Genomic DNA, 3132 nt, shown 5'->3' on the forward strand with positions numbered 1-3132 from the left:
TCCGCGCCGGATGCGCCGCGATGAATTTTCCCGGCGTCTGANGNGTGAGAATGCGTTGACCACAGACGATCTGATTTATCCGGTGTTCGTCACCGCCCGCCGTCAAACGGACGCGCGCATCGCGTCCATGCCAGGCGTTGAGCGGATTCCAGAGAATCAGCTCCTGCAGCTCGCCGAGCGCTGCATGCAATGCCGCATTCCCGCGCTCGCATTATTTCCAGCGCTCGAAGCTTCACTCAAAACGCCAGACGGTCGCGAAGCCCTCAATCCGGATGGACTCATTCCGCGCGCCGTGCGTGCGTTGAAAACCCATTTTCCCACACTCGGCATATTGACGGATGTCGCGCTGGATCCCTACACCAGTCACGGCCAGGATGGCATTCTCAACGGCGCTGGCGAAATATTAAACGATGAAACGGTCGTGCAACTGGTTGCCCAGGCGCGCATTCAAGCCGAAGCGGGCGTTGATATCGTCGCGCCTTCGGACATGATGGATGGCCGTGTCGGCGCGATTCGCAAGATGCTTGAAGACGAAGGTTATATTCACACGCGCATCATGGCATATGCGGCAAAATATGCGTCCGCTTTTTATGCTCCGTTCCGTGAAGCGGTCGGGTCCGCCGCGTGTCTCGGCGCGAGCGATAAAAGGACGTATCAAATGGATCCGGCGAACAGCGATGAAGCGCTGCGCGAGGTCGCGCTGGATATTGACGAAGGCGCGGATATGGTCATGGTCAAGCCCGGCATGCCCTATCTTGATATTGTGCGGCGCGTCAGGGACGCCTTCCATTTTCCAACTTATGTGTATCAGGTCAGCGGCGAATACGCGATGATCAAAGCCGCTGCGCTCAACGGCTGGCTGGATCAGAACAGTGCCATGCTTGAATCCCTGCTCGCTTTCAAGCGCGCGGGCGCGAACGGCATATTGACGTATTTTGCATTGGAGGCAGCGCAGATTCTGAACGCTTAAACAGGCGCTTCGCACAGCCGCGCTGGCAAGGCGCGCCGACGCAGACAGTACAAGTAGTACGGCAAGGAGGCGCAACGCCGCCAGCGCGGCTGTGCGAAGCGCCTGTTGTGCGAAGCGTCTGTTAACAGTCAAGCCACGCAAAACCCTCCTCCTGCGTTGCAACGCTGATTTCGGCTGGATGAGCGCCAAGCGCCGCCGCCAGCGCGGCGCGCGCGAGTTCAGGACGATTGTTGGTCTCGCTCAAATGCGCGGCCACCAGATGTTTCAATGGCGCGCAATCCAGCGCGCGCAACAGGTCAGCCGCCGCATCGTTCGCCAGATGGCCGTGAGCGCCGCCAATGCGCGCCTTTAATGCAGGCGGATAGGCGCTTTGGGCAAGCAGGTTCCGGTCATGATTGCATTCAAGCACCAGCGCCGCGCATCCGTGCAGCGTTTGAATGATATGCGGCGTCATTTTTCCGGTATCGGTCAATATCCCCAGACGATGCTGGCCATCGCTCAATACAAACTGCAATGGCTCGCGCGCGTCGTGCGGAACGGTATACGGCAGGACTTCCAGATCGCCGATTTCTAGGGTCTCGCCCTCGCGTAATGCGCGGCAATCCGGATTGAACCGGGTGATACCGGCTGCCTGCGCGGTCCCCCAGCTCATCAACAGCGGAAGATTGAATTTACGCGAAAACGCGGGCGCGCCGCCAATATGATCCGCATGCTCATGCGTGAGTAAAATGGCATTGAGCGATGCCGGGTCAAGGTTTAAACGCATCAACCGCTTCTCGGCCTCGCGCATGGAGAATCCGCAGTCGATCAGAATGCGGGTGGTCGTGGTTCCGCCTTTTGCTTCAACCAGAAGCGCGTTGCCTGCGCTGCCGCTGCCAAGACTTGCGAAACGCACCCGCTAACGCGCGCCCGGCGCTGCTGAACCTGCCCGCGCCATGCGCCGCTGCGCCTGTTCAGACGTTAAACCCAACGACTCCAGCAAACGGCTCAACAGCAGACGCTCCAAGGCTGGCTCGCGCGCCCGCGCCTGCCAGCGGGTCGATTCCTGTGCGCGGCCAACGGCGGTCTCTTCCATGCCGCGATGGGCGATTGAAATCACGGCTGCATTGTTCGGTCCGCGTTCCACCCGCATCCGGAACTGATCCCGCGTTCCTGAGGAATAGAGCCGATCCGCGAATCTTCCAAGCTTCTGGCGCAGCCAGTCATTGGGAATCCTGGCGCGGTTCTCGGCCCAGTCCGTCTCAATCAGACCAAGATCGGGGCGGTCTTGCGCCAGCGTAAAACCCAGTTGTAGCCAGAACTCGCGCAAATGCGGCCATAACTGCTCAGGCGTAGCGCGCGCCGTCAGTTGGCATGGCTCGCGCGTACAGTCCACCGTTAGATTTGACAGCGCGGGCGTTGAACCCTTGCGATTCAGGGGGCCGAAGGTCGCAGAAGGCGCCTGTAAACGCTGATCAGACTCCGGGACAACGGGCCTCAAATCCGCCGGAATCACTAAAGCGGGCGAGGATTGCGTTTTTCTGTAGTCCGCTCTCTCAGGCTCGAACCCGTTTTTCATCGCACTGCAGGCGCTTAAACCCAGTATTGCGATCAGTGCCGCAGTTTGCGCAAAGCGCCGGATGCACAGTGTATTCATTGCGTATCTCATCGGAATCCATTATTTCTATAGAAGCTCTGCAGCCTGCAAAGCATCCAGCACCGCGGGCTGATAACGGCTATCCAGCGGGGTTAATGGCAAACGGATGCCATTGCGTATTTTTCCAAGCCGCGCCAGCGCCCATTTGACCGGGATTGGATTGGATTCGATAAACAGCGCGCGGTGCAAAGGCAGTAATTTTAATTGCAATGCGCGCGCGCGCTGCGCGTCTGCCGCGAGCGCCGCGCTGCATAATGCATGCATTGCGCGCGGCGCAACATTGGCCGTGACTGAAATATTGCCGTGACCGCCCATCAGCATCAGCGCCACTGCGCTCAGATCATCGCCGCTATACACGGAAAAATGCGCGGGGACGCAGCGGATCAATTCCATCCCGCGCGCAATCTGGCCGGTGGCGTCCTTAATTCCGACGATGCCGGGCACTTGCGCCAGTTTCACCACCGTCTCAAGGCTTAAATCGGCCACGGTGCGCCCCGGCACGTTATACAGAATGAGCGGCANNNNC

General features: G+C 59.4%; 4 protein-coding genes. 1 reads left to right on the plus strand and 3 read right to left on the minus strand.

The window, feature by feature from the left end; genetic code table 11:
* A partial coding sequence (gene hemB, locus CAGGBEG34_RS09290) for a porphobilinogen synthase (RefSeq protein ID WP_042688526.1) occupies positions 1-970 on the plus strand: 970 nt, incomplete at its 5' end.
* A gap of 121 nt (positions 971-1091) precedes the next feature.
* On the opposite strand, the gene CAGGBEG34_RS09295 is transcribed toward hemB, so the two are convergent.
* Genes CAGGBEG34_RS09295 through CAGGBEG34_RS12330 form a run of 3 tightly spaced genes read right to left on the minus strand, consistent with a single transcriptional unit; the run spans position 1092 to position 3107 of the window.
* A complete protein-coding gene (locus CAGGBEG34_RS09295) occupies positions 1092-1865 on the minus strand; it encodes an MBL fold metallo-hydrolase (protein WP_006683364.1) in 774 nt (257 codons plus the stop codon).
* 3 nt (positions 1866-1868) lie between these two features.
* Complete coding sequence (gene bamC, locus CAGGBEG34_RS09300) at positions 1869-2606, minus strand: outer membrane protein assembly factor BamC (RefSeq protein ID WP_050009402.1); 738 nt, start codon at positions 2604-2606, stop codon at positions 1869-1871.
* Positions 2607-2633: 27 nt separating this feature from the next.
* Positions 2634-3107, minus strand: a complete 474-nt coding sequence (locus CAGGBEG34_RS12330; protein WP_478210145.1) for a dihydrodipicolinate synthase family protein — start codon at positions 3105-3107, stop codon at positions 2634-2636.
* Between the last annotated feature and the right edge of the window lie 25 nt (positions 3108-3132).

The sequence above is a fragment of the Candidatus Glomeribacter gigasporarum BEG34 genome, assembly GCF_000227585.1.
Classification (GTDB): domain Bacteria; phylum Pseudomonadota; class Gammaproteobacteria; order Burkholderiales; family Burkholderiaceae; genus Glomeribacter; species Glomeribacter gigasporarum_B.